We start from the raw sequence: 25,476 nt of genomic DNA, 5'->3' as shown, positions 1-25,476 counted from the left end.
CTTTCTCCAATGCGCACAAAAGCGTTTTTTTTGTGAAGGAAGGAAAGCTGAGGTACCAATAAAACACGGTGAGGACGCCTGCTCACTCCTCCCCTAGCAGGAGAGGAGTGAAAGAGACAAGCTTAGCTAGTGCCTTGCTGTTCAATTTGGCGTGTAATCACCCATTGTTGGGCGATAGACAGCACGTTATTGACCACCCAGTAAAGAACCAAACCGGATGGGAACCATAGGAAGAAGAAAGTGAAGATAATCGGTAACATCTTCATAATCTTAGCCTGCATAGGGTCCGGTGGCGTTGGGTTGAGCAATTGCTGCACGAACATGGATGCCCCCATCAAGATGGGTAATACAAAATAGGGGTCCTTCATGGAAAGATCATCAATCCATAGCATAAAAGGCGCATGACGCAGTTCAACCGATTCCATGAGCATCCAGTAAAGAGCAATGAAAACTGGCATTTGCACCAGAATAGGCAAACAGCCACCCATAGGGTTAATTTTTTCCTTACGGTAGAGCTCCATCATCGCCTGTGACATCTTTTGGCGATCGTCCCCGTATTGCTCTTTTAGCTGCTGTAACTTAGGCCCCACCTTACGCATATTGGCCATCGAACGGTATGCCGTGGCGGAAAGCTGGAAGAAGGCGAGTTTAATCAGCAAGGTCAGTACAATAATGGCCCAGCCCCAGTTGCCTAGGAAATCATGCAATAAGTCCAGCAACCAGAATAAAGGCTGAGCAATAAACCATAACCAACCAAAATCAACCGTCAGTTCCAAATAAGGTGCTGCAGCTTCCAAACGGCTTTGGATCTTAGGGCCTAAATACAAGTTGGCACTGATTTCTGCTTGTTGGCCGGCTTCGATACGTTGTGCAGCGCCTTTAAAGCCGATGATATTACGGCCTTGGTTATCTGTCCGTGTGCTGTAGAGGTTGGTTTGCTGTGCGTCGGGAATCCAAGCGCTGACAAAATAATGCTGGATCATAGCAACCCAACCACCTTGTACCTCGCTTAAATAGCGGCGTTCGCGTAACTCATCAAACTCTAGCTTTTCGTAGTGATTTTCCTCAGAAGAAAAAGCCGCCCCTAAAAAGGCACTCATACCTAAGGCTTCGCCTTGGCTTGGATCAACAGAATTATCCCGCTTGATCAAACCAATAAAACGTGTTTCCAAGGCTTGTGCAGAGGTGTTATCGAGTAGATAGCTCACCTTGACTTCATAGCTGTCTCTTTGGAAAACAAAGCGTTTAACAACCGGAATCCCATCAATCGTCGCGGCCAAATCTAACTGGAGGCTATCTTGGCCTTCTTGCAGTTGATATTGGCTCTGGCTCGCTTGGAACTGGATCCGACCACGGTTGGCAAGGCCCTCTAAAGCACTTTGTACGATGTAAGTACGCTGGTTATCTTGTTGCAACAAGACAAAAGGCTGGTCAGGCGTGTTGGCTCTTTGCTTATGCTGGAGTAAAGCTGCATAAGTAATATCGCCACCGCGAGGATTAATCCTTAAATCAAGGACGTCTGTCGTCACTTGAATTAAAGCTTGGGGGCTTGCAGCTTGTGCCGCTGGGGTAGGTGCTTCGCCTAGATGCAAGCGCTCATCTTCAACAGCATTCGAGGAAGCTGTTGTTACCGAGGGCGCAGGTGCACTTGTTGCCACACTGGGTGCAGGGGAATGGTAATCCTGATTCCACTGTAACACCATCAGGTAGGAGACAAGCGCAAGCGAGATGAGTAAAACGATACGTTTCACGTCCATTAGTAATCTGCCGCTCAAATCAGGTGGATCTTGGGATAATCCCAGACCTAGCGGCTTGTATCGCCCCAAAAAAGTATCCGCAGTGCTTATACAAGGCTAGGTAGGTATTATCGCCGCGTGGTGATCCCTGAAGGCTGAATCTTTCCAAAATCAAGCCCACAGTTGCCTGTAAAGACACCTTACCTAGACTCAAGATCACTTGAGCTTAGTGCACTGATTGGGAAAGGCTTCAGGGGGAATAATCACTGAGGGCATGATACCCCATCTTACCTCGAACAGGTATGCCTAAGGGGGGATGCCCATCGGCGATTAAATACTGGTCGGTGAGGATGGAGGCTCACTTGACGCTACCGGCGTCTTGCGCCCTCTGCGTCTTTTGCTGTTGGCGAGCTTGCTTGGCTAAACGCGCCCAAGCCTGTACCAATTGTTGTTGCAATTTAGCATCTTCGATTTCGCCGGCACCCCGTACCGCCAGAGCTATGATGTCCAAAGGGGGTAATTGGTGCTGATGAAGGCGAAAAGAGTTACGGATTAAGCGCTTTAAGCGGTTACGCCGCACAGCATGACGCACATGCTTTTTGGCGATGACCAGACCTAAACGGGCTTTAGTTTGCGGGTTTAGGCATCCGCCGCTAGCCGCTGCAGGCGTTGCGAGCAACAAAATCCCAGAGCAAAAAGCCTTAAATTGCGTCTGCTCAAAGACTCGGCTATAAGCCGCGGCTTTGGTTAAACGCTGGCAAGGTTGAAAGGGATAAGTTACAACAGGCATGGTCATCGTCAAAGGATCACTTAAGCGCTTAAACGCTTACGGCCTTTCGCACGACGACGTGCTAATACTTGACGACCGTTTTTCGTAGCCATACGCGCACGGAAGCCATGAACACGCTTACGCTTAAGGTTGCTAGGTTGGAATGTACGTTTCATTATTTCTCACCGCGAGAGCCTTTAGCCTAAAAATGACTAGGTTAAAGTTGGGATAGCACGTCAGCCAAGCTGACCCTAATTCTCGCATCCTCTTAAGTTAAGCTATCTTGATTGAAATGAAGACTTGGCGTGGCGTCTTAACTGCCATTTTGATTCTACTGATTCAAAAGGCAGTTGCACAACCGCTAGCAACCCTCGCAGACTCCTTGTACATTCACTTCTTTAAAGTGTAAGGTTTCAAAGAGTTAGTTCGCCAGTCCTCTTAAGGAATTGGATTAGGGCTGTTTTTAGGGCGCGCCTGCTGCCGACTTGAGAGCGCAGATTCTAGTGAATTCCGTGCAGAACTGCAATTTGTACACAGAGTATTTATGTTTTTTTTTCTTGAACATTTGCCCGCGCATTCTACGAATCAGTTTCACGTAGCGGAATAACTCGATAGTCAAGCGTGTGCTACCTGCTTTTGATCTTCATCAGAGCGACCCTGATTCTCAATGTAAGCCTTTAGGATTTCCGCCAGTGCTCACCACGCAGTAGCTGCGCGACCAACAGATCAAAAATATTCACGCCAAGATTGCCAACCGACGCAAAGATGCTCTGCATCAGTTCAGTCGCCAATTGGTGAACCGTGCCGGTGAAATCGACGTGGGCAAGGTAAAAGCTTCCTTGCCTAATCAATTAACCCCAAGCGCCTTAAACACAGCATCAACACCCGTTTTGCACCACTGTCCATCGCCATCTGCAAGCTACCTGCCAAATCCTGCACCGGATTGACAACTACTGGCCTATTGCAACCAATGAGCATCCAGCCTATTGGGTCTTATTTAATACAGAATATAATCATATTATTTTATAATAATTTATTGATGTCTTCTGCTGAAAATCAGGATTGCACTTGGATCGCTCTGCCGATCCTGCCGGCATAGAAAAAGGTGCTTCGTCGCTACAAAAAACCACCAGCACACCGGCTTGTGCTAACATGCGCATAGCCATTTGGATCCCAGATACCTGTGTACTTAATATTGAGATAAAAAGATCAGTGCGCTCGTAATCCAATAAAATTGTTAAATTACCAGATGGAATATTTATGATTAAATAGCCTAAAAAATCCAAGCAATGATTTGTGCTGGTCTTTTACTTGCTAAGGTATCTATTAAAGCTGGCATATTTTTTTGGCCAAGTAAGTATATTTTTATTATTTGTGTTGTTTTTTGCCTCAGCAAAGGAGTCGACCTTATGTCAGCAAAGGCGTATGCAGGTTATTATATTGGTTTGATGTCAGGAACGAGTTTAGATGGTGTAGATGCGGCATTAATTGATTGTGATCCCCACACAGGTATTCGCCTTGTTGCGACCCATTATCAGCCTTATCCGGAATCTTTAAAACAAGCCTTACTTGAAGTGTGCCATAGCCCGAGCATTCACTTTCAAACCTTAGCCACTTTGGAATATCAATTGGCTCTTAGTTATGCAGATACAGTCAACGAATTGCTTGATCAGCACAGTGCTAACCGACTCACCATTCAAGCGATTGGCTGTCATGGGCAAACGGTTGAGCATCAGCCAAGTGCTAATCCAGGATTTAGTTACCAGTTAGTGGATCCTAATGTCCTGGCAGAAATGACCGGCATTAGCGTCGTGAGTGATTTTCGCCGCCGAGATTTAGCCGCTGGTGGTCAAGGTGCCCCGTTAACGCCGGCATTACATGCATATTTATTTCAAGAAGAACATCAAGATCGTTTAGTGCTTAATTTAGGTGGTTTTGCTAACCTGACTTGGTTGCCTGCTAAAACATCCCAACAAGCTATTTTAGGTTTTGATACTGGGCCTGCGAATGTCTTACTTGATACCTGGTATCAAAAACATCACCCAGAAAGTGGTCATGCTTGTGATATTAAAGGGGATTGGGCAGCACAAGGTCAAGTCATTAATGAAATTGTCGCTACTGCATTACAAGATGCTTATTTTGCACGTCCTTTACCAAAAACTACAGGTAGAGAATATTTTAATCCTGAGTGGTTAAATCATTTATTAATACAACAAGATTTTATTCAAGCTGCACCGGTGGATATTCAAGCAAGCTTATCTCAGCTAACGGCTGTGAGTATTGCTCATGCGATTAAAGATCATTTGGCAAAACAAATGGATCTTTCTCAACCTATCGACCTTTATGTGTGTGGTGGCGGTGTCCATAACCAAGATTTAATGCGACGTTTACAAAAAGTGCTTGCACCAATGAAAATTCACGTCAAATCCACCCAAGCTTTAGGATTAGATCCAGATTGGGTAGAGGCAGTGACTTTTGCTTGGTTGGCGTATCAAACCTTAAACCGACAGCCGGCAAATTTACCTAGTGTGACCGGCGCCGGGGGTCCACGTATTTTAGGCGGGATTTACTGGGCCTAGGCGGGTATATCCATCGAGGCAACAAAAGCCGGCTGCCAATTGTCTTGTTCCCATAAATCAGCAAAATGGACATATAAAGTGCGGGTGACCAGAAAAATTTCCGCTTGGATTGCATAAGCATCACTTGGTAACACAGGCCCTTCTCCCCGCAAAGCGCGCACGGTATCTTCATTATGCAAGGCCGCTTTAGATCTTTGCCGATTCGGATCACTGGCATAATGAGGGCCCACCAGCAGGATTTGTAGCACAAATTTGGGCGCTGATTTAGGTTGAGCGGCTAAACGTGCGTATAAATCTTGCGGGGCGGACGTTTGTGGCGGCTTAGCGGCGGTTTGGTATTGTTCGCGGACGGAGACCAGCGTCCGGTATAAATCCCGATGCTCGCTATTCAGACCTAAACGTTGTACTTGCCCAGTATGTGGATCACGTAAAACATAAAGGCCCTGCTGTCCTTGCATGAGTTGAATATTTGCTTGCATCAAATCACCTAGATGCAGCCAAGGTTTTAAGCCCCAAGAGACTAAAGCCGCCGCATCGACAGCCTCACCATAGTAAGCTTGCGCATCGATTGACTGGCGCGCTTTTTGGTGGGCTAGCTCTTTTCGTTTGAGCTTAGCTAAACGTTTGGGAACCCTGGCTTCTTCCTCAGCCAGTCTTTGTTGCTCACGCGCTTTTATTCTCTTTTGGGCATCTTGACTTTGCTTCATCACGGCGTTGGCCTTATCGAGACAAGCCTGGATGTAAGCATCTGCCGCTTCTTGTTTTTTTTGCTCTCGCCAAGCTTGCATTTGCCCAGTTCTTACCGCACTTTGGGTCAGCTTATACGCAAGTAGCGCTTGTAAAATATTCATCTTTTTTCTCCCTTAAAGATCTGATACGCAGGTGCTATTTGTAGGTGCTTGCCTTATCCTTGCGATAGGTTTTTTATTTTAGGTGAATGAAAGATATTTTTTATGGCAGAACATTTCCATTTTAGCGGTCAAATTCCTCCTGAATATGCTGCTTGGCGTTTAGATCAAGCCTTAGCTGAGCTGCTTCCTGAGCACTCACGCGCGCGTTTGCAAGCTTGGATAAAATCAGGTCACTTAACTTTAAATGGCCAAACTTGTCGCCCGAAAGATAAAGTCCGCTTTGGCGATCAAATTGATTTAGATATTACCTTAACCCCTCAAGTGGTGCATGATGCACAAGCTATTGAGCTCGATATTGTGTATGAGGACGAAGATATTCTCGTCTTGAATAAAGCGGCGGGTTTGGTTGTGCATCCTGCAGCAGGCCATGCCAGTGGCACCTTATTAAATGCCCTGTTACATCAGTGTCCACAACTTGATACGGTGCCACGTGCTGGAATTGTGCATCGTTTGGATAAGGATACCAGTGGCCTTATGGTGGTGGCTAAGCATGTACGCGCCCAAACGCATCTGGTTGAGCAACTACAAGCACGCACGATGAAACGCGAATATTATGCCCTTGTGTATGGCAGCTTGATTAGTGGTGGTACCGTAGATGCCCCCATAGGTCGTCATCCACAACAACGCAAAAAAATGGCCGTGGTCGCTCAAGGTAAACCAGCACGCACGCATTACCGTGTGTTAGAACGTTTTGCGGCGCACACTTGGGTTAAATGCCAACTAGAAAGCGGGCGTACGCATCAAATCCGTGTACATATGGCGCATGTACATCATCCTTTGATTGGTGATCCTTTGTATTTAGGGCGCTTAAAATTACCTGCTGGCGCAAGTTGTGCGCTGAAAGAGCACTTGCGCACCTTTCCACGGCAGGCATTACATGCCTTTCAGCTCGGTTTGATACATCCGCGCACTGGTGAAATGTGCAGCTGGCAAGCTCCCATGCCGGAGGATATGCAGCTTTTATTAGCAGCCTTGCGCCAAGGCTAAATCTCGACAGAGTGGATTTTAGTGCTTAGGGGCGACTTTCGGAGTATGCTATGATGTTGCTCCGCTAGGCCAACGCCCTAATCCGGCACGGCTTGTCCTGACCGACTTAACTCGTGATACGCTTGCAAAAATGACTATTCAAGCTAATTCAATTTTTGTGCGCGAGCACCTCAACCGAGCTGCCGTGCCGTCAGCGCTCTCCGTCGATGAAGAGCAAGCTTATAAAGCCCGTATTAAAAGTCTATTACAGCAAGAAGATGCTGTTTTAGTGGCTCACTATTATACAGATCCTGTCATTCAAGCTTTAGCAGAAGAAACCGGCGGTTGTATTGCTGATTCGCTAGAGATGGCACGTTTTGGGGCGGCACATCCAGCAAAAACCTTGGTGGTCGCTGGGGTGCGCTTTATGGGCGAGACTGCGAAAATCCTTAGCCCAGAAAAACGCGTGCTAATGCCAACGCTAGAAGCAACCTGCTCGCTTGATTTGGGATGCCCGATTGAGGCATTTGATGCCTTTTGCAATCAGCACCCAGAACGGACCGTGGTGGTTTATGCGAATACTTCTGCGGCAGTTAAAGCGCGTGCAGATTGGGTGGTTACTTCCAGTATTGCTTTAAATGTGGTGCGCCATTTGCATGAAGCGGGTGAAACCCTCATTTGGGCACCAGATCAGCACCTTGGCGGTTATGTGCAAACACAAACAGGCGCGGATATGCTGTTATGGCAAGGCGCTTGTATTGTACATGAGGAATTTAAAGCCAAAGGTATTAGTGATTTATTACGTGTGTACCCAGATGCAGCCGTCTTGGTGCATCCTGAATCCCCTAGTGCTGTGGTTGAGTTAGCTGATGTCGTCGGCTCCACTTCTCAACTATTGAAAGCTGCGCGTGAGTTGGCCAACCCGCATTTTATTGTGGCGACCGATCGCGGCATCTTCTACAAAATGCAGCAAGAAAATCCAGATAAAGTTTTTATGGAAGCCCCAACTGCGGGCCAGGGTGCGACTTGTCGCAGTTGTGCGCATTGTCCTTGGATGGCGATGAACTCGCTTGAAGCCATGGTAGCGGTTCTCAGTGATCCACAGACCCCGCATGAAATTCATGTCGATGCAGATTTGATCCCGCGTGCTTTGGCACCTTTGCAGCGCATGTTAGATTTCCCGCTACACCTGTAAACTTTCTATCTTGGGTTACGCAAGTAACCCAAAATAAAGCCCCATACATGAGGCCTCGCCTGTAGCTTAATAGTCAACTTCCCTTGCTATGCTGGTCGGCAAATTTTGGCGACCAAATAATGAGGGAACGCGCATGTCTATTCGGCAAAAACTCTTGCTGATTTCTGCAGTGGTTATTTTATCTATGTTAGGCATGGCGTTTTTGTTCAAACATACCCTCAGCACTTTGGAAGAAGGCCATCACATTGGGCAAAAAATTCAGCACCTTGAAGCACTTTTGTACCAGTTGAGATATCAAGAACAAGCCTTTCAGCTTAACCACCAAATTTCAGTACAAGAAGAACACAGTCATATTTTCCAGCAGCTCACCCAGACTTTACATCAGTTAAAACAGCAAATTCATGCTTATCACTTGCCATTAGCGCCAATCACAAGTTTACAAGCCAATCTTAGCGAATATCAAAAAGCCTTCCATCAGTTGGTAGAAGCGCAACAAAGGTCGGGGTTAGATGAAACTCAAGGTTTATATGGGCGTTTACGTGCTTCTGTGCATGCGGTAGAAGCTGTGTTAAGGGAAGAATCCCAAGCACAGCTTTTAGTTGATGTGCTTATGCTCAGGCGTCATGAAAAAGATTTTATGTTGCGCCGTGATATGAAGTATGTGCACCAATTTCGCCAACAAATGCAGCGCTTGCAACAAAGTCTCGCCCGCTATGCCTTGTTAAGCCCGACACAACTTAAACAGTTAGAAGTGGCTTTAAGCACCTATCAGCAAGATTTTATCGCTTTAGTCCAACAAGAACAGCTCATTGGCCTGCATCCAGAACAGGGCTTGCGTATGCAATTGGCACAATTAAGCCAGAAAGCAAGAACAACCGGCGAGCAGGTGCGCCAAAGTATTGAACCACCACTACAAGCGAATTTAACCTATCAAAAACAGTTACTTTGGTTGTTGCAAGGGGTCATTATACTTAGCGTCGCTGTGGTCATCCCTGTGTTGGCCCTACTGGTACAAAGGCGTATTTTGCATTTGCGCGCCGCTTTACAAGCGGTTGCCGAAGGGGATGGTGATTTAACTCGCCAAGTGCGGCTTTCAGGCAATGATGAAGTTGTGACCCTAGGGGACGTTGTCAATACTTTTATTGAACAGTTACGTCTTTTAATTACCCAATTGCAAGCTTCTGGTTCCGCTTTAAATAGTACCTCAGCGACCATGCACAGCGTATTGGAAGAAAACGAGCAAACGTTACAACATCAAAAAACACAGCTAGAGCGTTTTTATCAGGATTTATGCCAGCTGGCCCAGCTGACGAAGACGATTCATCAACATGTTGATGAAGTCGCTCAGTTAAGCCAAGAAGGCTCCAGCTTAACTGAGCAAGGGTTAGAGGATATTCAAAAAACCCAAGCGTATATTGTCAGCTTAGTTGCGGACATGCAGACCCTCAATTCGCGGATGCACGAGTTGGAAGAGGCAACCATAGAAATTAATGCCTTACTCGCGCGTATCCAAGGGATTGCAGAACAAACCAACTTGTTGGCGTTAAATGCTTCGATTGAAGCCGCACGTGCTGGTGATCAAGGCCGTGGGTTCGCTGTGGTTGCCGATGAGGTCCGTCAATTAGCGACCCACAGTGCCCAAGCAACAGAAGAAGTTGAAGCCATTGTCTTGCGTTTGCGCTCTGCCGCTGAGTTAAGCTCTGCAAGCACTTTACAAGGCAAGCATCGCAGTGAGCAAGGTGCACAAGGGATGCAATTACTGACTGTGCATATGCAAAAGCTGCATCGGCGTATGTCTCATATTGCCCATATGAATAGCCAAATTGCGCAAAGTACTCACCAACAACAGACACTCAATGAAAGCGTCGATTTCCAACTACATTCACTGCAACATGTGATCCAGCGGAGTCGACGATCTGCTGAGCAATTACAAGATGCTGATCACCTGCTGGCCAGTGCTTTTCAACAATTGCAAACCTGCATTCATCGCTTTAAAGTCGATCGACAAGATGACTAGCATAAGCATTTCCTAAAAAAAGCCGCCTTCCCCCTTGCCAAAGGGGCAAAACACAGCGACCGACAAGATTGTGTTAACATGCACGCTTTCCGCATTCCTATAGATTTTGCTATTCTGCTTATTTCGCTTTGCTCAAGTGAGAATCTTTATGTCAGGACATTCAAGGCCACAAAAGCCGCAGATCCTTGCGCAACATGTGCTTGCGCGCTCACGTTTATTTGCCATCGAAGAAATGCAACTACGCTTTAGCAATGGTGTAGAACGGACTTATGAGCGTCTTGCGGGAGGAGGACGTGGCGCTGTGATGATGGTTGCCATGCCAGATCCTGAACACGTCATCTTGATTCGCGAATATGCCGGCGGTCTGCATGATTATTGCCTAAGCTTGCCGAAAGGCTTAGTTGATGCGGGAGAAGATATTTATCAAGCGGCCAATCGCGAGCTGAAAGAAGAAGTGGGTATGGGTGCTGGCACGCTAGAGTTTTTAACTGAGCTCACCTTAGCACCCAACTATATCGGTCATAAAATGAGTGTACTGATCGCACGAGATTTGTATCCATGCCAACTGGAAGGGGATGAACCCGAGCCTTTAATTGTTGAGACCCACCCTTTAGCCGCGTTAGAACATTTGATCCTTCATGACACCTTGCAAGAAGCGCGTGCTATTGCCGCTTTATATATGACGCGCACTCGTTTACAACAGGACACCCTTTAGCATGACGCCCCAACAACTCAAACAATTACGGATTCCCTTGCGTAAGATTTGCCAACAGGCCTCGCAAGCGATTATGGCCATCTATAACAGCCCAAGGCACTGGGAGCGTGCTGAAAAAGAAGACGGTTCTCCAGTGACGGCGGCGGATTTAGCAGCACATAAAATTATTGCGAGCCAGCTATCACGTTTGAATCCACGTTTACCTGTGCTTTCGGAAGAATCGGCTAAATTATCTTGGAGTACACGCAAGCAGTGGGGGCGTTATTGGTTGGTTGATCCCTTGGATGGGACGCGCGAATTTTTAGAACGTAATGATCAATTCACCGTCAATATTGCTTTGATTGAAAACGGTTATCCTACCTTGGGGATGGTGCACTTGCCTGCGGTCGGGATTAGTTACTTTGGTGGGATTGATATAGGAAGTTGTAAGTTTGAAGATTTACATCAGGATGTAGAGCCAATTTTTACCCACAAACTCAATTCTTCACATCTAAGAGTTGTGGCCAGCCACCGCCACGGTAATCAACAAATTGAACCTGTGTTGCTGACTTTGCAACAACAAGGGCTAGAAATTGATAAAGTCCAAGTAGGTAGCTCGCTAAAATTTTGTTTGATTGCAGAAGGCAGCGCAGATTTTTACCCACGTATTGGCCCAACGAGCGAATGGGATACAGCAGCCGCACAAGCTGTGGTAGAAGGTGCTGGCGGGGTAGTCACGGATATAGGCTTTAATGCCTTGCAATACAATGCGAAAGAAGATTTGCTCAATCCGTATTTCTTAGTCTTTGGTGATCCGACGCCGCCTTGGCGACGTTGGTTAGATGGAGGTTTGCCGCCTTTACGTTAATTCGTGTGTTGCAGCCATTTCTCCAGAATTAAGGCTGCAGCAAGCGCATCAACAGGATCTTTATCATAGCGACGCGCCTTATGGCCTTGGGCTTTCGCCATCACTTTTGCCTCTTGTGTGGTACGTCTTTCATCCACTTCAATAAAAGGCTTACCATAGCGCCCAAACAGGCGCTTGCCAAATTTGCGTGCTCTGTGGCTCATTTCGGATTCGCGCCCATCCATATGTAAAGGAATGCCAACGAGAAAAAGATCTGGTGTCCACTCCTGTAAATGCATCTCCAATGCCTGCCAATCTGGGATGCCATCACGTGCTTTGATAGTACCCAAGGGCGTGGGGTGTGCGAAATCCGTATTAGCAACCGCAATACCAATCCGTTGGGTACCAAAGTCAAAGGCCATTACACGTTGCATGATTAAGCGTGTCCTGCTTGGGTGCTCATCAGATGAAAATCAATACCGAGTAAGTTAGCCGCTGCTTGTAAACGGTGTTCGCTGGCTATCTCGAATAAAATGTCTAAATCTAACGGACATGTCAGCCAAACATTGTCTTTAATTTCTTCTTCTAACTGGCCTTCTGCCCAGCTTGCGCAACCTAAAGCCACCAAAAAGCGTTCAGGACCTTGGTTTTTGGCAATGGCTTCTAGAATGTCGATAGAGGTGGTTAAACATAAATCCGCCGTGATTTGCACGCTAGCGTCCCAATCTGCGGTCCCTGTGTGCAAAATAAAACCACGATCTGAGTGCACTGGCCCCCCTTCATAGACACTGGCTAGACTGGCTTGACACTGATAAGCATCTAAGCCTAGTTGTTGCATGACTTCCCCAAGGGTGATATCCAGCGGACGATTAATGACCACACCCAAAGCCCCCTGGTTACCATGATCACATAAATAAGTCAGAGTGCCGCTAAAGTTGGCATCTTCAAGATGTGGCATAGCCAAAAGAAATTGATCTTGTAACGAGGTAGACATGCGTTTCCTTGAAAGCTCAAAAATTAACTTGTTATCCTGAACTTGCTGCTTGAACTCAGATTAGCTTTTATCGTGCCAGCGGTCTTCGCCAAAGCGCCAAGTGCGGATAATTTCTAATACATCGACTTGCGTTTTTAATTCATCAGGGAAGGGAGCAAAAGGTGCCGCGAGCATGACAATACGTTGTGCAGCTTGATCAAGTACAGGGTGTCCTGAAGATTCTAACACTAAAATCTCTTGCACACTGCCATCCTTACGCACCGCAACCAATAAACGTAATTGCCCTTGTAGTTTTTGTGTACGCGCCGCTTGTGGATAATTTAAATTACCAATCTGTTCAACGCGTTTACGCCAAGTCTCTAAATAAAAAGCTTCTGGGCTGGTCATAGTCGCAGTCGAGCTTAACGTCCGTACTCTAGGACGCTGCGCATAAATCGCCTGCTGGGCTGCCAATTCGGCTTCCAGCTGGGCAAGCAAGGCTTGAGGATCCAAAGTCTTGGTCTCAAAGGTGGCTTCCGCTGTCAGTGTTTTAGGCTCGGGTGCCTCAGTTTGGATGACTTGTGGACTTGGCGACGATTTCACTTGAAGTTTGGGTGGTACAGGCGTTGGTTGTTTTTCTGTTGTCGTTTGTGGTTCCGTGATGCTTGTTGTCGCGGCAGTTTGTGCTTGTGGTGGTGCTTGCGCGACCTCTGGGTTTGGCGTTTCTTGGGTGCCACTGGCTTGGCGATCTTGGTTAGCTAGCCAGGTGGCTTGTTCGGGGGCTGGGCTAGTTTGTGGGCGCTCGAATAAGACCACATCTAAAGTGGAACGTGGCGGTTTAGGCATGGGATCTATGCCGAGCCAGGAAGATTCTAAAGCCGCAGCCAACAAAAGATGCACCGCTAAAGCAGTGCATAAGGCCAGTAATAAACGTCCGGGCGCGCTAATCATCGCTGGGCCGTATTAGGGCTGTTTTCCCTGAGCTTGTAAACGTTTGGCAATTGCACTCATCAGGCGGTCTGCAATATTGAGATCATATTGACGATCCAGCTCACGTACACAAGTGGGACTGGTGACATTAATTTCAGTTAAATACCCACCAATCACATCCAAACCGACAAATAAGAGTTCTTTGGCTTTTAAGGTAGGTGCCACCTGTTCCACCAACCAATAATCCCGAGCATTTAACTCACGGCCAACGCCTGTGCCGCCGGCAGCTAGATTACCGCGTGTTTCCCCTTGTGCTGGAATCCGTGCTAACCCATAAGGGATGGGTTCACCATCAACGACAAGGATTCGCGTATCTCCGTCTTTAATTTCAGGTAAGTATTTTTGCGCCATAATAGCGGTGCGGCCATTGTCTGTTAATTGCTCAATAATGGCGCCTAGATTTAAACCTTGTGCATCGACACGGAATATCCCCATCCCGCCCATGCCATCTAGAGGTTTTAAAATAATATCTTGGTGTTGCGTATGGAAGGCACGCAACAAAGCCGCTTGCGAGCTGACCAGGGTTGGTGGCGTACATTGAGGGAAGGCTTGGGCAAAGAGCTTCTCATTACAATCACGTAAGCTTTGTGGTTTATTGACGACTAACACACCCGCCTCTTCAGCCGCTTCTAATAACCAGGTCGCGGTTAAAAAGGCTTGATCGAAAGGGGGATCTTTGCGCATCAAGATGACATCAAGGGTCGCTAAGGCGATAGTTTGGGTTTCGCCAACACAAAACCAAGCGTCAGGATCTGCAAACACTTGCAAGGGGCGTACTTGTGCATAAGCTTGGCCCTGTTGCAAATATAAATCTTCCTGCTGCATATAAAAAAGCGTCCAGCCGCGTGCCTGTGCTGCCAGTAACAGGGCCAGACTGGTGTCTTTTTTGTAGTTGATGTGTTCGATGGGGTCCATCACAATGCCAACACGAATTGCAGCCGCCATATGCTTTTACCTATCTATAAAAAATCATCGTTAAAAATCGCCCCACAAATATTGAAGCAGGCTCAAAGCGACCACGGGGGCCGTTTCTGTACGTAAAACTCTCGGCCCTAACTGCAAGGCTTGAAACCCAGCCGCTTTGGCTGCATCCAGCTCACTCTCACTGAGCCCACCTTCTGGACCAATCAAGACTTGTACCTGTGTTGGTGGCTTGGTTTGTGTCAGCGCTGTCAGTGCTTGCTCTGCCTGAGGGGCTAACACAAGGCGCAACCCTGTAAAATCTTGCGCGAGCCAATCGCTGAGCTTACAGATGGGGGCCAGTTGAGGCACAAAATCACTCCCCGATTGCTCACAAGCACTGATAGCCACGTGTTGCCAATGGTCGATTTTGCGCTGTTCGCGGTCATTTTTTAAACGGACTTCACAGCGTTCACTCGTTAAAGGCGTGATCTGAGTTACCCCAAGTTCTGTTGCTTTTTGCACCACATAATCCATGCGTTCACCTTTGGACATGACTTGTCCTAGGTGAATATTTAATGGCGAACTAGCTAAACCTGCATACGGGGTTTTTAACTCAACTTCCACCTGTTGGCGCTTAATGAAGGTGATATGCGCTTGGCATCTATGGCCTTGACCATCGAAAATTTCGACCGGATCGCCAAGATTTTTGCGTAAGACGAGACCCAAATGCCGGCTAGCAGGTTCACTAAGGGAAATACGAGCGCCCTCAATCAAGGGCGCTGGATGATAAATACGGGTGCTCATACAGGCTTAGGCATTTTCAGTGGCTTGTGCTGCTTGGCGTTGCTGTTGCTCTGCATAGAGCGCCTCAAAATTCACAGGGGCCAACATCAGTGGAGGGAAACCGCCTTTAGTCACTAGGTTATCCACAGCTTCACGTGCATAAGGGAATAAAATGTTGGGGCAGAAAGCACCCAGAGTATGTTGCAGTGATGCTTGATCAAGGCCATCAATCAAAAACAAGCCCGCTTGTTTGATTTCTACCAGAAAAACTGTTTGCTCTTGATCACTGACAGTGACAGTCAAACCCACAACGACTTCATAGTGTTTGTCTTCAACTAGGGTGCTGTGTGTATTGAGATCTAAGTTCACTTTTGGCTGCCAGCCTTTGGCAAAGACTTGCGGCGCATTGGGTGATTCGAAAGATAAATCTTTGAGGTAAATACGTTGTAACGCAAATTGCGGTTGGTCGCTCATAGGTAAACCTTACAATCAAAAAAATAAATAAATATGCGCTGCGAGTATAACAAGATCTTTTTAGCTGAAGATAGCCACGCCTAGGTTAACCAGGCTTAGGTTAACAAAGGATCAAGCTGGCCATCGCGTTCTAAAGCATATAAGTCATCACACCCACCGACATGGACTTCACCAATAAAAATTTGCGGGACGGTGCGGCGCCCTTTACTGCGATCGAGCATTTCTTGCATGCGCTCAGGCGCTTGATCAAGATTAATCTCATTGAAGGCCAAGCCTTTAGCTTGCAATAACTGCTTGGCACGTACACAAAAAGGACACCAAGGGCGCATATATAAATCAATCGGTAAACTCATGGGATTCTCCTTTTATTCACTGGCAAAAATTAGCTGGCGACTAAAGGTAAACCGTCGGACTGCCATTGCATAATGCCACCTTTGAGGCGCACCGCTTGTTTATAGCCTTGCTTGTGTAATTTTTGTACCGCTAAAGAGGCAGAGCTACCCATACGGCACACCACAATCACAGGTTTTTCCTGATAGGCTTTCAGCTCATCCATCCTTTGATCTAACTGTGTCAGTGGAATATTCACTGCACCGGTTAAAGAGCCTTTTTTAAAGTCATTACGGTCGCGAATATCGACAATCACAGCATCTTGCTTGTTAATCATCTCTGTCGCTTGTGTACTGCTCACACCATTATTGCCTGATTCATGCAGGATTAATAAGACCAACAAACCAAGAAAGGAGAGGGTCAGCATCCAATGGTTGGTTGCAAATTCGAGTAATTGTTCCATGGCCATTTACTTTATTAGGTGAATAGGTCTGTGTGCAAAAAACTGTGTCGAGTATACCACAGCTTGTGAGCACACAAGCGGATCGCCTCTGTGGCTCTCAGTGCTTTTCGGCACGCCTGCACGCCAATTTTCTACAACTTTAGGCTAGATCTACGCCGAATGGCTAAGGTGATGTCAAGACTTTTGCTGGGGAATCCGTATAATTTGTCGCGATTGCCCAGCCTCGTTTAGCCTGTATCCCCTTTAGTTAGGTTGAAGCTAGGGAAGACTGCGCGTTTAGACCTAGTAAGTAAAGCACGCAGCCAGCCCAGAGTCTGGGGCGAGGGAGTATCCAGAAGCAAGGCTCTTAACGAATTAGCCTCTGGGTGTTCAAAAAGTGACTCTCTGGACATCTAATCCCTATTGGCAGATCTGAGGTGGTTTGTACCCCTAAACCTCAATAAGGCAGATGTGTGTTGATCAATAGGCAGCAATAGCTTAAGAGTGGCCACAAGCCTGTTTCTGGTGTCGGCTTTTATCCCACATATAATTAATGGCGAAGCGCGTATGACCGTAAAATCAGTAGACGTATTGCTTGTTGGTGCAGGTGCGATGAGCACCACTTTGGGCACCTTGCTCAAGCAGCTTGATCCTAAACTCAATGTCCTTATCGTGGAACAAAGAGATCAGGTTGCTCAAGAAAGTACCGATGGTTGGAACAACGCAGGGACAGGCCATGCAGCCTATTGTGAGCTGAATTATACCCCTGAACAGGCAGATGGCAGCATTAACACCAGCAAGGCGTTTACCATTAACTCCGCCTTTGAGGTGAGCCTACAGTTTTGGGCATATCTAGTTGAACAAGCGGCCTTACCAGAACCAAAACGCTTTATTAATACGGCGCCGCACCAAAGCTTTGTATGGGGTGAGAAAAACGTAGAATTTTTGCGGAAGCGCTACCAAGCACTTAGCAAAACGCCTTCGTTTGAGGATATGGAATATAGCGAAGATCCAGAAGTTTTGCGCCAATGGATGCCTTTGGTGATGCACAACCGTGACCCCGAACAGCCAGTGGCAGGCACGCGTGTACGTTACGGAGCGGATGTCGATTTTGGTGCTTTGGCGCGCAATATGGTCAGCCATTTACAAAGCCAATCTGGGTTTGAGCTAGCACTGAACACCAAGGTGACTGATTTAAAGCGTCAAGCAGATAAAAGCTGGTTGGTTAGTACACGTCACATCTCAGGTACACAGACACAATATCAAGCCAAATTTGTGTTTGTTGGCGCAGGTGGTGCTGCCCTGACGTTATTACAAAAATCCAATATTCCCGAAGGCAAGGGTTATGGCGGTTTCCCCGTCAGTGGTCAATGGCTGGTATGTCGCAAACCAGAAATTGTCGAACAGCATCATGCTAAGGTCTATGGTATGGCCCCGATTGGTGCACCTCCCATGTCGGTACCTCACCTAGATACACGGATTATCAATGGCGAGAAAGCTCTGTTATTCGGGCCTTTTGCTGGCTTTACCACCAAGTTCCTTAAGCAAGGTTCCGTCTTTGATCTTATCGGCAGTATTCAAGGGGATAATTTGACCCCTATGATGAAAGTCGGTATGGGGAATATGGATCTAACGCGCTATTTAATTAGCGAAGTCATGCAATCCCACAGCTCGCGGATGGATTCTTTACGCAATTTCTTCCCCGAAGCACAAAACAAAGATTGGAAATTGGCGATTGCTGGCCAAAGGGTACAGATCATCAAAAAAGATCCAGAAAAAGGCGGCAAGTTGGAGTTTGGTACCGAGGTGATTACTTCTGCCGATGGCAGCTTTGCGGTGCTTTTAGGCGCTTCGCCAGGTGCTTCCACTGCGGTCAATGCGATGTTATCTGTAATCGAGCGTTGTTTTAAAGAAGAAGTGGCTTCGGCAAGTTGGCAAGCAAAGTTAAAAACTATGATTCCGTCGTACGGTAAATCTTTAACAGATCACCCCGACCTACTGCATACTGTGCGTCAGCGGACTTTGAGGTTATTGCAGTTAGATCAAGAGGCTTAGGTTTGTAGTGCAATAAACGTAGGATGGGTGGCACTGCACTCATCCTACCTCTGTAGCCTTGCGGCAATGCAAGTATCTATTAATCGAACTTAATGCCTAAGCGGCGGCCGACTTCTTCATAAGCTTCAACCACCCCACCTAAACCTTGACGAAAACGGTCTTTATCTAGCTTGTCGCGGGTGTCTTTATCCCAAAGGCGGCAACCATCTGGGGTAAACTCATCACCAAGTACCAACTCACCTTGATACATACCAAACTCAAGTTTGTAATCCACAAGCAACATGTTGCCGCTGAGGAAGAGCTCTTTTAATACCTCGTTGACCTTTAAAGTGAGCTCGCGGGCACGGGCGACTTGCTCAGGGGTTGCCCAACCAAAAGTTTGTGCTAAGGATTCGTTAATCATGGGGTCGCCTTTTTCGTCGTTTTTCAAAAACAACTCAAAGGTACAAGGGTTAAGATCCAGACCTTCCTCAACACCTAGGCGACGGCATAAGCTACCAGCAGAAATATTACGTACTACGCACTCGATCGGTAACATCTCGAGTTTTTTCACTAGGGATTCTTGTTCAGAAAGCAAACGATCAAAATGGGTGGGGACACCGGCTTGTTCGAGCTTTTCCATAATGAAGGCATTGAACTTGTTGTTCACCATACCTTTACGGTCTAAAGCTTCTTTCTTTTTACCATCAAAGGCTGATGTATCATCACGGAATAAAAGAATCAGGCGGTTAGCATCATCCGTGGTATACACTGATTTTGCTTTGCCTGCATAGAGTTGATCACGTTTTTCCATGGGGGCTAAACCTCCGCTTTTTGATAAGTCAAAATAAAAATGAAGCCGGCAAAGGGCTCCATTCCAGAAAATAATCAGATCCATTTTGACCCTACACTGTGTGAAAAAGTGCAGGGCCTGAACATCTCTTTTAACTAGCGCAAGGCTTGATAGAGGAGCGTCAGAATTTCTGCTTGTATCTCGTTAGGTGCAAGGTGTTGGCCTTGTGCATCTGTATAGACTTGCGCTTGCAAAGCGCCTTGCGCCTTGCTTGGTTGTAAACTTAGCCAATAGGCTTGACCGCGATCATCTGTGCCAAATTGGCCTTGTAGCCAGTTTTTAATGCTAAATTCGCGCGCTTGTTGCGCGACATAATACAGTTGGAACCAAGCTTGGCTGCGGTTTTTATCTGTTACTTGTTGTTCCGTTTGCTGAAAATTCGCGGCTAATACCTGATCAAGACGATCCCAAGCTTGGCTCGGTGCAAAATCTTTAAAGACTAACTGCCAATCTTTCGAGGCTGCTTGAATCAGGTTTACTTCCCCGCTGAGGCTCGCAATCTCTTGTGCTTGTAGCTCACGATTGAGTGACTGAGCTAGTAAAGACGCTGAGGAAGGCATGGTTTCTTGTTGCTGAATGTACTGAGCTAAAGTTTCTAAAACCTGGGTGCTTGTGCTGACTTGTCCCTGATGCAGCCAACGCACACGGCTATGATCTAGCTTAGTGCTAGGCTGGACTTGCAAACTGTAACCCTCACCCAAATCCAAACGTCCTTGGCGCGGAGCTGCTTGTAAAATAGGCCAAGCTTGCTGTTGCGTATACGCTTGCAGCCATGCCCAAGCTTGCGCAGGTGGCCAGGCAATTTCTAAATAAGGGCCTTGGGCATCTTGGGCCACTTGGGTGCTACTAGTGGTGCCCAGTGCTAACGCACGTGGACGCGGTACCTTAAACTCAGATGTTGAATTTAAAGCCAATTGTGCCGGTGGTTTGGGTAGCTGATAAGCATCACGCTCGCTTAAGCCTGCTGGCAAAGGAATCGGTTCCACCCGCACAGCTGTTTGATAATCAAGATCACGGTCACGATAAGTGGCTTGCTCTGAAGGTGACAGAGCGCATCCTACCTGTGCTGTGCTCAAGGCGACTAAAACAAGCACCTGCGGGCGTAAGTGAAGCATGATGCTAAATCCTCGTTATCCTGCCAATAATCCGGCCATTTGTAGGGCTTCTTGCACTGTCGGACGATACTTTTCTGATAAAGGAGTTAAAGGTAAACGTATCCCTAAATCAATTTTGCCCATGGCGTGCAGTGCCCATTTTACTGGGATGGGGTTTGATTCTACAAATAGACGGTTGTGCACTGGCATCAGGCGGGTATTAATTTGGTGCGCTTTTTGTGTATCACCTTGCAAAGCCGCATGACAAAGTTCATGCATTTGCCGTGGCGCAACATTGGCCGTCACGGAAATATTGCCGCGTCCGCCCATTAAGATAAAATCAACCGCAGTGGCATCATCCCCAGAAAAAAGCAGAAAATCACTATCAGCAAGGCGTGTGATTAACTCTTTACCACGTTCTAAATCCCCAGTGGCATCTTTTAAGCCAATGATATTCTCGACACAGCTCAGACGTTCGACTGTCTCATTAAGCATATCGACAGACGTTCGTCCTGGCACATTGTAGAGGATAATGGGCAAGTCTGACGCTTGTGCGATGGCTTTAAAATGCTGGTAAAGACCCTCTTGGGTGGGCTTGTTGTAATAAGGGGTGACAGACAAGCAAGCAGAAGCCCCAACTTTTTGTGCATGGCGCGTTAGTTCGATGGCCTCTTGTGTCGAGTTTGCCCCTGTGCCTGCAATGACAGGGATTTTCCCCTGAACACGCTCAACCACACGGCTGATCACATCAAAGTGCTCGCTAAAGGATAAAGTGGATGGCTCGCCTGTGGTGCCGGCGGCGACAATCGCATCTGTACCCTCAGCCAGATGGAAATCGACCAAGGCATCCAGTGCAGGCCAATCAATAGCTTGTGTATCTGCGCGCATCGGCGTCACTAAGGCGACGAGGCTGCCTTTTAGTTCGGTCATGGTTAACATCCCCATAAATAAAAACGACTCCTTAGCAATCCCTGTATCATCTTTGCCGAGAGGAGCCTTAGGTTAAGCTTTAGCCTGATAGGGTCTCTATGCTACCTTGTTTGCTTGGGTCTAGGGACTTAGAGAAAGTCGCCTAGGTGATCCGCATCTAGCATGAGGAAAGTAATAATGCGTGTTGAGCTGAATGCTCCTGTACCCGAATTTCGTGTACCTGTCACGCCAGCATGGCAAGAGACTTTAACAGAAATCAGCCCGAAAGATTTACTTGGGCATCAGTGGGTCTTGTATTTCTATCCTAAAGATAACACGCCAACTTGTACTCAGGAAGCGCTCGACTTTAAAGCGGAACAGGCCGCATTTCAAGCAGCGAATACCTATATTCTTGGTGTATCTCGTGATGGCCTGAAAGCACATACGAATTTTCAAGCCAAACATGCATTGAATTTCACCTTGTGCAGTGACAAGCAAGAAACCTTATGTCAGCTGTTCGATGTGCTCAAAATGAAGAAAAATTTTGGACGTGAGTATTTAGGGATAGAGCGCAGCACTTTTTTAATTGATCGCCAAGGGATCTTACGCGCTGAGTGGCGCAAGGTGAAATTAAAAGACCATGTCGCACAGGTGCTCGCTAGTGCGCAAAATTTGCATGGAGCTACTTGTTAACTAAGCAGAAGTACGTACTTTTTGCACCTGCTCGATGATTTCTTGTGGGGAATTTAAGTTAGCAATCTTAGTATATAAACGTTCGAGTTGTTGCTGTGCGGACTCGGGCGTTTGTATCCGCATGGCAGTCACTTGCTGTAACTGCGGAAACTCCTCACTTAAGGCGCGTAATAACGAAAAATATCCGCCTTGTCCTTCGCCTAATGCTGCTCCCATGTGATTATTGATGCTGGCAGCGAGCTCACGGGCGGAAGTATCTGGCTCTAAAACTGGTAGCTGTCCTTCATAGGGGCGGAAAAAACCGCCATCGGGGACATCATTCACCGCCACTTGCTGCGAGATAAAGCTAAGGAGAATAGCAAACTGCGCCCCTCTGGCTTCTTGCAAGGAGAGGTTTAAGGACTCATTGACACTTAAGGATGTGCCTAAAGCGTTATCTATTCTCATAGGGCGACCGTCTTTCGGGGAGGGGATCAAGCGCTTGCAAAGCCTAGCTAGGTATGTCTGCTTAATATCGGCATCTGCAAAGTAAGCTTTAACCTGGAGCTAACGTCAAGACGGTCGAGAAGGCAAAAAGATTAGCGTGGCTGGGTAAGGTCAAAATGTGCAGGAACGGCGTGTAAATGCGGATGACGCAAATGTTCGCCTTGTGCTTCGATGCTATCAAGGAAAATATGCGCTTCCTTAATCAGTTGCCAAGCAGCAAAAAGTACACACAAGATGCCGCAGCAGGTCAGGATAGCAACAGCAAATTTTGCCAACTCGGCCCAAGTCCAAAAACTAATAATACCGCCCACCAAACTGGCTAACGCAAATAAGCCAATACTGACATATAAACTAAATAATGCACGCACTAAAAGCTCGGCACGCTGTTGCAAGTGTTGATGTAGTAAATCTGCTTTGTGATGTCCGCTATCGATCAACTGATGCAAACTTTCGTGTAACTGTCCATAACGCGCAGAAGTCGATAGTACGAGCAAGCCCACGCCTGATACCAATAAAATCGGGGTAATCCAAAAACTCATTTCGTGCACGGCTCCTACTCCTCAGATTTGTGCTTGCGAGCTTGCCTGAGTTTGTTGACATTTTCGCGACATTGGCCCTGTGATGGTTTAAATCAACTTGAGTTGATAGCCGCCAATAAAAGTATCTATATCTTGAATATCGATTTCTAAACGTTCAGCAAGGGCCTGTGCTTTTTGGGCATCTTGAATTAAGCGCCGGCTTTGCTCAGCTAAGGCATGCACCTTCTCACTAATCTCGCTTGAGGTACTGACCTGCTGCTGACTGGCACATGCGATATGGTTGCTAATCTCTTGCACGGCTTGAATTGCTTGTTCGATTTGCTGCATGGCTTGCTCGACTTGACGCACGCAGGCAAGGCCTTTCTCTGCAGCCTGGTGTCCCTCTTGAATACCGTGAAGGACTTGTGCAGAAATTTGGGTTAATTCTTCTAAAGTGTGGCTGATATTCTGGGTGAAAGTTTGGGTACGCAAGGATAAAGCGCGCACCTCATCAGCAACGACAGAAAATCCACGCCCAGACTCGCCCGCGCGTGCTGCTTCAATGGCGGCATTTAAGGCGAGTAAATTTGTCTGATCAGAAATATCATTAATGGATGCGGTCATTTCCGCGATGGATTGGACTTTATTCACCAAGGTTTGTACTTGCTCAAGCGCATTTAGCAAGGCTTGATTGGTGTGTTCACTCATGCGGTTGGAAGCATGTACCTCATGGTGTACTTGTGCTACTGCACTTTGTGCTTGTGTGACACACTCAGTTGCCGCCTGTGCTTGTCCAGCCACTTCTTGAACGCTTTGAGTCATTTGGTGTACGGATTCAGCGGCTGTTTGTGTATGGGTTTGTTGCAGTTGGGCAATCTTGCGGGTGTACTCACTGACTTGGGTTAAATCTTGCGAGCCTTGGCGTAAATGCTGTGCAAAATCTTTTAACTTAATAATTAAATGACTAAATTGATCCAGCATATTATTAAACGATTGGCTAGCGAGGGTTTTACCGAGAAGACGTTGGCTTAAATCTTGTTGATGATCAAAACGGTCTACCAATACCAGCATGTCTGTAGCTTGCTGATGTTCTTTTTGCATCCGTATTGCAAAAGCCATCAATATGGAAGTTTCAAAGACCACAAAAGCGGCATGTAAAAAGGCGATAGACCAGCTGCAACCATAGTTATAAATCATCAAAGGCATATTGGCTAAAGTGGCATCTGCCAATTGCAAAGCGGTTAAAGCCAAGTGATGGATTGCAATCAGCAAAGCACCAACGAATAAGGGCAGCCAATCACGATATAGCATGAGTAAGGCAAGTCCACAAAAGACGTGAAAGTGCATTTCGATACGCCCCATTTGTACCTGAATCATCAGGGCAGAAAGGAGCATTAAGCACATGGCAAAGAGGACAGAACAAGTACGTGTACCTTTAGTGAGCTGATAGCTCAATAGGGCAAAGCCACCAATAAGCACAGAGGCAATACCAGCAAATGTGAAGGTGTCATATCCATAGGGTAATACCAAGCTGATAATAGGAAGATGTGCCAAGATAATGAACAAAAGCGACCGATCAGCTTCTTGGCGACTGGTTTGTATATCAGTGGAAGATAGCGACATGTATCACCTAAATCAGGACTTTAAGGAGTTGAGTAATAAACGGATATCTTGTAATACACGATCTATATTTAAATCAGTATAAGGATAAATAAGCTCAATTTTTGCTTGGGCAGAAACGATAAATAAAGAAGCTTTGTGGTTAAATTCGTAGTCTTTTCCTTGATACACTTTTGTTGCAATTTCTGTATAAGCTAGTGCTAAATTTTGGGCTGCTTGGGTTGATTCAGGACGAATAAAATAAAAATTTTTCCCTAAATTAGGAATCCCTTCTGCTAGTAAATCTTGGGTGTCTCGTTCAGGATCTAGACTAATAAAGGTAAAATATATTGGCAAATCTTTAGAGACTTGTGCAAGTTGATGCATCTTGATCAACTGTGGAGGACAAGCTTGTGTGCAGCTTAAATAACCAAATAATAAAATGTGTAATCCATTGGGATCATCAAAGTGCAGAGGGAGGGCGGGCACTGAAATTTGGCGTTTTAATCCATACCACTTTTCAGATTGTAGTTGGGTTTGTAGCCAAGGCAACACGAGTAAAAGGCAAAAGCCGGCACTGATTAAAGCGATCCGTATCCAAGGCATTGTGTATGGCCTTTGATCAGCATAAATTAAGATAGATATAAAATACGCGAAATAACCCAAGGATACTAGTCAAAC

General features: G+C 46.6%; 27 protein-coding genes. 8 read left to right on the top strand and 19 right to left on the bottom strand.

Annotated elements, in window-relative coordinates:
* Window positions 1-122: 122 nt before the first annotated feature.
* The 3 genes from yidC to rpmH form a co-directional block, all read right to left on the bottom strand.
* On the bottom strand, window positions 123-1,757 hold the full coding sequence (yidC, locus tag BMX05_RS10390; RefSeq protein ID WP_093311406.1) for a membrane protein insertase YidC: 1,635 nt from the start codon (window positions 1,755-1,757) through the stop codon (window positions 123-125).
* A gap of 337 nt (window positions 1,758-2,094) precedes the next feature.
* Window positions 2,095-2,526: a ribonuclease P protein component gene (gene rnpA, locus BMX05_RS10385; RefSeq protein ID WP_093311451.1), complete on the bottom strand. Its 432-nt coding sequence runs from the start codon at window positions 2,524-2,526 to the stop codon at window positions 2,095-2,097.
* A 20-nt stretch (window positions 2,527-2,546) separates the two neighbouring features.
* The gene (gene rpmH, locus BMX05_RS10380) at window positions 2,547-2,681 is read right to left on the bottom strand and encodes a 50S ribosomal protein L34 (RefSeq protein WP_093311402.1); all 135 of its coding nucleotides are present in this window, start codon (window positions 2,679-2,681) and stop codon (window positions 2,547-2,549) included.
* Between the two features lie 1,233 nt (window positions 2,682-3,914).
* Between rpmH and BMX05_RS10370 the strand changes: the two genes are divergently transcribed.
* Window positions 3,915-5,084, top strand: coding sequence for an anhydro-N-acetylmuramic acid kinase (locus BMX05_RS10370; protein ID WP_093311399.1), 1,170 nt, complete (start codon window positions 3,915-3,917; stop codon window positions 5,082-5,084).
* Here BMX05_RS10370 and BMX05_RS10365 read toward each other — a convergent pair.
* Complete coding sequence (locus BMX05_RS10365; RefSeq protein WP_093311396.1) at window positions 5,081-5,935, bottom strand: hypothetical protein; 855 nt, start codon at window positions 5,933-5,935, stop codon at window positions 5,081-5,083. The genes BMX05_RS10370 and BMX05_RS10365 overlap by 4 nt on opposite strands.
* A gap of 102 nt (window positions 5,936-6,037) precedes the next feature.
* Between BMX05_RS10365 and rluD the strand changes: the two genes are divergently transcribed.
* From rluD to cysQ, 5 genes are all read left to right on the top strand, one after another.
* Window positions 6,038-6,982 carry a 23S rRNA pseudouridine(1911/1915/1917) synthase RluD gene (rluD, locus tag BMX05_RS10360; protein ID WP_093311393.1) on the top strand — a complete coding sequence of 315 codons (945 nt, stop codon included), beginning with the start codon at window positions 6,038-6,040 and terminating at the stop codon, window positions 6,980-6,982.
* Between the two features lie 130 nt (window positions 6,983-7,112).
* Window positions 7,113-8,156: a quinolinate synthase NadA gene (gene nadA, locus BMX05_RS10355; protein ID WP_093311390.1), complete on the top strand. Its 1,044-nt coding sequence runs from the start codon at window positions 7,113-7,115 to the stop codon at window positions 8,154-8,156.
* Between the two features lie 133 nt (window positions 8,157-8,289).
* A complete protein-coding gene (locus tag BMX05_RS12520; RefSeq protein WP_177166879.1) occupies window positions 8,290-10,173 on the top strand; it encodes a methyl-accepting chemotaxis protein in 1,884 nt (627 codons plus the stop codon).
* Between the two features lie 148 nt (window positions 10,174-10,321).
* On the top strand, window positions 10,322-10,888 hold the full coding sequence (gene nudE / locus BMX05_RS10345; protein ID WP_093311384.1) for an ADP compounds hydrolase NudE: 567 nt from the start codon (window positions 10,322-10,324) through the stop codon (window positions 10,886-10,888).
* Between the two features lies 1 nt (window position 10,889).
* Window positions 10,890-11,735 (top strand): 3'(2'),5'-bisphosphate nucleotidase CysQ, encoded by an 846-nt coding sequence (gene cysQ / locus BMX05_RS10340; RefSeq protein WP_093311381.1) that lies wholly within the window; start codon window positions 10,890-10,892, stop codon window positions 11,733-11,735.
* Here the strand turns inward: cysQ and ruvX are convergent.
* The 8 genes from ruvX to BMX05_RS10300 form a co-directional block, all read right to left on the bottom strand.
* Window positions 11,732-12,148: a Holliday junction resolvase RuvX gene (ruvX, locus tag BMX05_RS10335; RefSeq protein WP_093311378.1), complete on the bottom strand. Its 417-nt coding sequence runs from the start codon at window positions 12,146-12,148 to the stop codon at window positions 11,732-11,734. The genes cysQ and ruvX overlap by 4 nt on opposite strands.
* Window positions 12,149-12,150: 2 nt before the next feature.
* A complete protein-coding gene (locus BMX05_RS10330; RefSeq protein ID WP_093311375.1) occupies window positions 12,151-12,708 on the bottom strand; it encodes a YqgE/AlgH family protein in 558 nt (185 codons plus the stop codon).
* A 60-nt stretch (window positions 12,709-12,768) separates the two neighbouring features.
* Window positions 12,769-13,638: an energy transducer TonB gene (locus tag BMX05_RS10325; RefSeq protein WP_093311373.1), complete on the bottom strand. Its 870-nt coding sequence runs from the start codon at window positions 13,636-13,638 to the stop codon at window positions 12,769-12,771.
* A gap of 12 nt (window positions 13,639-13,650) precedes the next feature.
* Entirely contained in the window at window positions 13,651-14,622 is a 972-nt protein-coding gene (gene gshB / locus BMX05_RS10320; RefSeq protein ID WP_093311370.1) for a glutathione synthase, read from the bottom strand.
* Window positions 14,623-14,652: 30 nt separating this feature from the next.
* Window positions 14,653-15,384, bottom strand: coding sequence for a 16S rRNA (uracil(1498)-N(3))-methyltransferase (locus BMX05_RS10315; protein ID WP_093311368.1), 732 nt, complete (start codon window positions 15,382-15,384; stop codon window positions 14,653-14,655).
* Between the two features lie 6 nt (window positions 15,385-15,390).
* Window positions 15,391-15,837 carry a protein-export chaperone SecB gene (secB, locus tag BMX05_RS10310; protein ID WP_093311365.1) on the bottom strand — a complete coding sequence of 149 codons (447 nt, stop codon included), beginning with the start codon at window positions 15,835-15,837 and terminating at the stop codon, window positions 15,391-15,393.
* Window positions 15,838-15,932: 95 nt separating this feature from the next.
* The gene (gene grxC / locus BMX05_RS10305; RefSeq protein WP_093311362.1) at window positions 15,933-16,190 is read right to left on the bottom strand and encodes a glutaredoxin 3; all 258 of its coding nucleotides are present in this window, start codon (window positions 16,188-16,190) and stop codon (window positions 15,933-15,935) included.
* Window positions 16,191-16,219: 29 nt separating this feature from the next.
* Window positions 16,220-16,630, bottom strand: a complete 411-nt coding sequence (locus BMX05_RS10300; RefSeq protein ID WP_093311360.1) for a rhodanese-like domain-containing protein — start codon at window positions 16,628-16,630, stop codon at window positions 16,220-16,222.
* A gap of 546 nt (window positions 16,631-17,176) precedes the next feature.
* Here BMX05_RS10300 and mqo point away from each other — a divergent pair.
* Window positions 17,177-18,664 (top strand): malate dehydrogenase (quinone), encoded by a 1,488-nt coding sequence (gene mqo / locus BMX05_RS10295; protein ID WP_093311357.1) that lies wholly within the window; start codon window positions 17,177-17,179, stop codon window positions 18,662-18,664.
* A 79-nt stretch (window positions 18,665-18,743) separates the two neighbouring features.
* On the opposite strand, the gene purC is transcribed toward mqo, so the two are convergent.
* From purC to dapA, 3 genes are all read right to left on the bottom strand, one after another.
* Entirely contained in the window at window positions 18,744-19,457 is a 714-nt protein-coding gene (purC, locus tag BMX05_RS10290) for a phosphoribosylaminoimidazolesuccinocarboxamide synthase (RefSeq protein ID WP_093311354.1), read from the bottom strand.
* Window positions 19,458-19,591: 134 nt separating this feature from the next.
* Window positions 19,592-20,611, bottom strand: a complete 1,020-nt coding sequence (locus BMX05_RS10285) for a hypothetical protein (protein ID WP_093311352.1) — start codon at window positions 20,609-20,611, stop codon at window positions 19,592-19,594.
* A gap of 15 nt (window positions 20,612-20,626) precedes the next feature.
* Window positions 20,627-21,520, bottom strand: a complete 894-nt coding sequence (gene dapA, locus BMX05_RS10280) for a 4-hydroxy-tetrahydrodipicolinate synthase (protein WP_093311449.1) — start codon at window positions 21,518-21,520, stop codon at window positions 20,627-20,629.
* A 177-nt stretch (window positions 21,521-21,697) separates the two neighbouring features.
* Here dapA and BMX05_RS10275 point away from each other — a divergent pair, with 177 nt between their 5' ends.
* Complete coding sequence (locus BMX05_RS10275; RefSeq protein ID WP_093311349.1) at window positions 21,698-22,192, top strand: peroxiredoxin; 495 nt, start codon at window positions 21,698-21,700, stop codon at window positions 22,190-22,192.
* Here BMX05_RS10275 and BMX05_RS10270 read toward each other — a convergent pair whose 3' ends face one another.
* The 4 genes from BMX05_RS10270 to BMX05_RS10255 form a co-directional block, all read right to left on the bottom strand.
* Window positions 22,193-22,639, bottom strand: a complete 447-nt coding sequence (locus BMX05_RS10270) for a hypothetical protein (RefSeq protein WP_093311347.1) — start codon at window positions 22,637-22,639, stop codon at window positions 22,193-22,195.
* Window positions 22,640-22,770: 131 nt separating this feature from the next.
* Window positions 22,771-23,217 carry a DUF2721 domain-containing protein gene (locus BMX05_RS10265; protein ID WP_093311345.1) on the bottom strand — a complete coding sequence of 149 codons (447 nt, stop codon included), beginning with the start codon at window positions 23,215-23,217 and terminating at the stop codon, window positions 22,771-22,773.
* 87 nt (window positions 23,218-23,304) lie between these two features.
* Window positions 23,305-24,819, bottom strand: coding sequence for a methyl-accepting chemotaxis protein (locus tag BMX05_RS10260; protein WP_093311343.1), 1,515 nt, complete (start codon window positions 24,817-24,819; stop codon window positions 23,305-23,307).
* Window positions 24,820-24,831: 12 nt separating this feature from the next.
* Window positions 24,832-25,401: an SCO family protein gene (locus BMX05_RS10255; RefSeq protein WP_093311340.1), complete on the bottom strand. Its 570-nt coding sequence runs from the start codon at window positions 25,399-25,401 to the stop codon at window positions 24,832-24,834.
* Window positions 25,402-25,476: the final 75 nt, after the last annotated feature.

The organism is Allopseudospirillum japonicum, assembly GCF_900108915.1.
Lineage (GTDB): Bacteria > Pseudomonadota > Gammaproteobacteria > Pseudomonadales > Halomonadaceae > Pseudospirillum > Pseudospirillum japonicum.
The sequence above is the reverse complement of the archived record's forward strand: the minus strand, read 5'-3'. Positions and strand labels throughout refer to the sequence as shown.